The 5,459-nt window shown below is 54.4% G+C and carries 2 protein-coding genes; both read left to right on the top strand.

What is annotated here, in order from left to right; translation table 11 throughout:
* The coding region (locus FGA82_RS32005; RefSeq protein ID WP_141130160.1) for a hypothetical protein at positions 1 to 733 on the top strand (733 nt) is incomplete at its 5' end.
* 638 nt (positions 734 to 1,371) lie between these two features.
* Complete coding sequence (locus FGA82_RS32010) at positions 1,372 to 3,897, top strand: hypothetical protein (protein WP_141130161.1); 2,526 nt, start codon at positions 1,372 to 1,374, stop codon at positions 3,895 to 3,897.
* Positions 3,898 to 5,459: the final 1,562 nt, after the last annotated feature.

The raw sequence follows: 5,459 nt of genomic DNA on the forward strand, positions 1-5,459 counted from the left end.
GGAAATGGGCATTTATGCCTTTCCCGAGGAAGGCACGCGGGTGGTGGTGTGTTTTGCGTACGGCCTGCCGAACAAACCCTACATTCAATCGATCTTGCCGCATGGGCTGAGCATGCCGAAGGTGCCGAAAGGTGATCAGGTGTGGCAGCACAGCGAAGCCGCCCAGCAGCGCGTCGATGCCGACGGCAACTGGCTACGCCAGACCGATGGCAAGATCCGTGATCAGGCGATCGAGCGCGAAGTTGAAGCCCTGGACAACCGCGAGCAGTTCCAGAGCCACACGCAGACGATCGATGACCACTCGACCGAGACGGTGGGTGGTGTGAAAACGATCGAGGCGCTGGGCGCGCTCAAGCTGATGTCGGGTGGATCGGCGAGCTTGGCGGCGGTGGATGATCTGCACCAAGCGACCGGCCGGGATCTAAACCTGGTTGTGGCTCAGAAGCACAACGCCACGGTGGGCGGTGATATGCAGGAGCGGATTGAAGGCTTGCGTGAGAGCGTGGCGGGAGTCAGTCAGCGCATGCAAGCGCCCAAAACATGGCTGGGAACTGAAAGTATCAACGTGCTTCAAGTGCTATGCGATCTGCTCGATCTCGTCGAGCAGATGAGCACACAACTGGCAAGCCATACCCACGGACCAACACCGCCACCATCCAATGCCGCAGCGTTCACCATAGCCGCAGCAAGCGCCAAAGGAATGCTTGGAATGATGAAGCCAATTACGCAATAGTTGATTTCGTTACCTTTGGCTCAATGAATGCCAATAGTGCTGTCATGCCCATCTCTGCCCCACCGGACGAAACGGCGCTCACAGAATGTCTGAACTCGGACTTTATATTGCATATATCGTGCACTTAAGTTTCAATATGGATCGATAAGTATGTTTGTAGCTAGAGCTCTATTACTCGCTCATTTGCATGTGAGGTGAGTTGTTTGGAAGTGCTGGAGAGTTTTATAATTATAAGGCGGTGCCGAACAAGCAAGGCTTTAAAATATTTATGTCGGAGATTTCGGTTAATTAGTTAGGCTCAGTTTGCTGGCAGTGCTTAAGATCGCCGCCTGCCATATGTCGATATGGCAGACCCAGCTTCTACCACACCGAATGTTTGAGTCTGAATAAAGAATCCTTTTTTGAGTTTTCCAAGACAAAACACTGCGCTAATCGTGGATGCTTGCCCGCTTGCCCGCTTGCCCGCTTGCCCGTGGGCTGCAAGCCTATATGTATCCCAGTGCGCTATTCAGTCTTCGGAGCTGCCTAATAATTTCTTTCAAAGGCGCCTGAAAACAACGAACCAATAGCAATCTATGTCAAAAGCAATATTGCAGCATTCAGTCGTCATTCAATTACAAACGAATATGGAAGAATTAATGTCTAGCAACGTACAAAGCTCCATCCCGCAGCGCATTAAAAATTTGTTTCAAGAAACTGGATTTACCAACAACTCAACAGTGGCTAACTTTTTAGAAAGCGCTAATAGGTTGGCACAGGAAAAGCCGCCGGCTGAGCGAGGTGTTTATGGCTTGCTAAACTTTATTGGTAATATTTCTTACTTTATTGAGTATCAATCCTTCGAATCTGGCCAAACCTACCGTCCCCTGCTGGATGGGCTGTGGGGCATTGCGGACAGTTTGTCGGATCCTTATGGTCAATCCAGCGTAAGCCAATACAAGCAGACGTTGTTGGCGGGCAACATCTCGCCACGCCCCGTGGTCACCGACCCAACCGAAACGCCACCACCGTCCCCGGATCAGCTCTGCGCGGAGCAAACCTTGCAACTGCTCACGACGCTGTACAGCCCCATTTTGAATCCGGCGGTGTTTATTGATGATTACATCAACGCAGGTATTCGCCGCTACGACCAGCAAAGCGGCACGACTTCAGCGTTGTCGCCGGACAGCTATGTCAGGGTGACTTATCATCCCGGGCCCTACGACTCGCGCGCGATCCCCCCTAATGGACGTGCACCGAGCCGCATGACGGTACGCGAAACGCTGCGCGATGTCGTGACGGGGCACTATCTTTATGCGTTCAAGCAAGCGAGGGATTCGCTGGGCCGTCAGTATGCGTTTCTGCGAACCACGTTTGAGCCCAATGAGCTCATCAGTGCACTGACTCAGGAGAATCTGCAAACCGTGATGGAGCGGGCGTTGTCGGAGCACCGCGACAATCCCGCCAACCGAGTCGGGCTGACGGCGCTTTATCAGAACCTGATCAAGCTGCGCTGTCTCGCGTATCTGGACAGCCCCGACAAGGCCGCTGAATATGCACCGGCGGTGGAAAGCTTTCTAATCGGAGATATTCAGGCCCGAGAAGTGTCCTTTCGTGGGACCAGACTGAACGGTGTATTCCTGATCCCCTTCGGCGAGGCGGGCGGTGTGCTTATCAGTGTGGATGATGCCCGCTTTTTTCATGTCGCAAGCCAACCGATTACCTATACGCGCACCCTGGGAAAGACGAACACCGAAATGGTCTCTGTCTTCCCCCAGACGGATGAGTTTAAGACCTGGGTTCTCACTAAACTGCCCAGTTATACCGCGCAAACGTATAAAAATAGACCGGTTTCGATGTTTCAAACCCTCGTTGCAACCCATGTACAGCGGAGTTTTCCAGCAACCAGTAGTTTGAATCGACCGTTCTCTTTCACACCAAGCCAAAACCAGAGCGATCTGGCCAATAGGTTGTTTGATAGCCTGATGAGTCGTCTGGCTTCGGACATCGACTACCTGGTGTTCAGTTCTTGGGAGCAAATCACCGGGTACTTGCTGGAGGTGGCCAAGACCATTCTGATGGTGGCCGCTCTTGCGTTGAATATAGTCGCTCCCGGTACGGGAACGCTGTTGGGCCGTATCGGATTGTTCTTGGCCAACCTCGCCCTGGACAGTGCCTATGTCGCTGCCAGCCTGACCCAGGCACACATCGCCGACCGACCGGAAGATGCCGCGGCGTTTCGCAATGATGCGATCCTGGGCGGTATTCTGGGCGGCGTGGGCACGCTGGCGAGCGCTGCGCCCTTGACCCGACGCGGCATCACCGAGGCCCTCGCCCTTTATCGTCGAGCCAAGGCAGCCACCCATACCTTTATTCCACAGGCGTTGCGCAGTGTGACCTGGTCCAGGCTGGCCGATAACGTCAAAATCAATCTCCTGGTTGACAGCATGACAGGCAGTGAGCCTGCGCGCCAGTTGGCGCGCTTGACTACGCCTGAAGTCGTCGAGCTCTCGATGCGCCAGAATTTGCTACTGGACTCCCTGGGCACGGCAAAGACCCGTTTTGCCTGGGGTGAACTGGCCTTTGAACAAGCTCAGGTGCAGCGCCGGCTGCAGTCAGACCTGACCCGATTGAGCGCGGCGAATGATCACCTTCGCGGACTCCTGGACTCGCCCCCTGCCGTCCCCCGCCAAGCCTTGCCAGCAGAGGCAGAACTGGCTGCCGCCAACTGGATCACCGGCAATAGCCGTTCCGCCGCCGATCCTGGTGCGGTGAGCGAGTTGCAGGGGCGTATCCGCAACGCGCTTTCACAAAATCGCCAGGCCGATCTGATGGACATCAAGACCATCAATCGCCTGCACGATGTGGTCTACCAACCAGCCGCCGGGCAAGTGGAGCGGGTGTTCCGCTCCAGCAGCGATCCGCTATTCATTGGTTCGGATGTGGGGCGCGCCGGTCTTGTGAAGGCGCTGGACGATATCAAAATCAAGGTGCAGGCGGGCCAGGTGGATGCGGGTGAAGCGCTCTTTGCTGCCATTGTCCGTTACCATCCTTACGGGGATGGCAACGGTCGAACCGCACGCACCCTTTACGCGTTGGCACAACTGAATAAACAAGAGTCATCTTTCAAGGCGTTGACCCCACTGGCCGAAAACATGCTCAGTGGCCTTCCTCCAACGCATTGACCACTGGCTCAGAGGCCCAGTTCATCGAGGCGCTGCCTGACCTGCGAAGTCACCTAGCAATCAAGGCACGGCGTGTGATTTGTCACGCGCCATTCGCTGGTGTATCGCTAGAAATGAGATCGATGCTCGGGGGAATGATGTTGCACCTTCAGCCTTCTCACCTTACATGCGGTTCAGTTAATACATCGGAGTCGCTGCAGTGCTACGCAACGAGACCAGCCCCAATTGACGAAATACCACGCCGGTACTGCCTGATTCATGTGATGGGTGCCAAGCTCCATCAAGGCCTTCGCCCATAAACGCTCGATTGCCCACGCCCGCAAGGGTCTAAGCCCAAGTGAGATGACTTTCGCGGGCGTTCAGGATTTTCCATTGTCCCCAAAGCAGACAACGCAATTTTCGACGCCGTCACCAGCCATCCGCGACCAACAGATCGATCACTTCTCTACTTCACATACTGTCCCTCCCTTTTGCTCCATATGCGGCACGGACAAAGCCAATGCCCGCAATACACACGAGCGCATGCACTTAGCGAAACCTTGCCTGACACAAGAAAGTCGCTGAAAAAGCACTTATCCCCCTCCCGCCAACGGGCTTTACGTCCTTTTTTTGTGCAAATCGGGATGTAGTGCAAGTGATCCTGCAGCCCAGGCGGGCCGTGGGGCTTCGCAGCAAGGCGGGCGTTTCACAATGTGCAAAGTTTTGAAGAGAAATGCAGCGCGCTTGCACAGAGGTGCAGGGAGCGGCAGCGGGGGGAGGGTTGCTGAAGTGCCCGGTTTGATTGGTCGAAGACTTTGAAAAATTGGGTTTCAGCAGGTTTTAACGGCGGGCGTAGGTCTTTTACGTCTGAAACCTGGCTGACTACTCGGGATGCAGAATTTCGCTGTAGCCCGCACGGATCAAGGGTTGCGGGCTATTTGATGCGTTTCAAAGACTCACACGCAGCGCCGGAGTTCAGGAGCGGGCCACTGTCAGGCCTGGTCGATCACCAAAAACACTTTCTTGGGTAGTCCCTTCCATACGTGTAAGTGGTGTTGGGTGTGTCAGAAAACGGCTAAACACCCCGGATTCATTGGGGATCGCTGCTTACAGTGTGAGTGTAGGAAACTGTATGGGGAATTCTGACTGCGCTGAAAGCCTTGTAAATCAAGGGCTTGGGAGAATTCCAACTTACAGGTGCCGACTGTTAGGTAAAAACAGCCTTCCGACAGTTCACTTACAGTAATAGAGAGACTTCTATCCCTCTATCTATAAGGGATACAGAGAATCTACATCTCTCACTTACACTTCTTACGTGCTTTTGAGCATAGGGCAGGGAAAAATTTTACGTCGCGTAGGGTGGGTGTCACACGCATGGCCACACATTGCGCATTTGGAAATTCCGGCCTCTCCAACGCGGCTTACTCTGCCTGGTCGACAGGATCCGTTATCAACCATCACGGCGCCCTGGGCAGTACGCCCAACGCATGGCGTAATCAACGCCGTTACGCCACTTTTACGCCACGCATAAAAAAAGGCCTTGATAATCAAGGCCTTTCTTCATTGTCTTGGTGCCCCGAGGG

Source organism: Pseudomonas fluorescens (genome assembly GCF_005938625.1).
GTDB lineage: Bacteria > Pseudomonadota > Gammaproteobacteria > Pseudomonadales > Pseudomonadaceae > Aquipseudomonas > Aquipseudomonas fluorescens_BD.